This is a genomic window from Oerskovia turbata, from assembly GCF_000718325.1.
GTDB lineage: Bacteria > Actinomycetota > Actinomycetes > Actinomycetales > Cellulomonadaceae > Oerskovia > Oerskovia turbata.
Window position 1 is genome coordinate 1 of the sequence record NZ_JOFV01000045.1, and the last position, 467, is coordinate 467.

At 69.0% G+C, this 467-nt stretch carries 1 protein-coding gene; it reads right to left on the minus strand.

Annotated elements, in window-relative coordinates; translation table 11 throughout:
* A partial coding sequence (locus tag IE95_RS0118320; protein ID WP_030153676.1) for a LamG-like jellyroll fold domain-containing protein occupies nucleotides 1-458 on the minus strand: 458 nt, incomplete at its 3' end.
* Nucleotides 459-467: the final 9 nt, after the last annotated feature.

Consider the following 467-nt stretch of genomic DNA (forward strand, 5'->3'; position numbering starts at 1 on the left):
AGCGCCCGGTCGTACAGCCGCACCTGGTCGACCGCGCCCCGGAACGGGTACAGGCCGTCGGGCTGCGCACCGATCGTCAACGGCAGCGTGTTGACACCCACCGACGCCGGACCCGCGACGTTGCCCTGCTCGACACCGTCGACGTAGATCCGCAACCGCTGACCGTCAAAGGTCCCCGCGAGGTGCACCCACGTCGTCCCGTTCGTCGGGAGCACCGACGTCGCATTGACCCGGAACGTGTCACCCGACGACTTCTGGTTGACCCGCAAGAACGGCTTCCCGGCACTCGAGATGCCCAGCTCGTACCCGTCAGCAGACCCCGACACCGCCTTCTTCACCACGTACTGCGTCGCCGACCGCTCCGGACGCACCCACACCGACACCGACAACGCCGACGACACGTCCAACCCGTCCCCGTCCGGCACCGACACCTTGCCCGTCGACCCGTCGAGACGCACCGCCGTGCC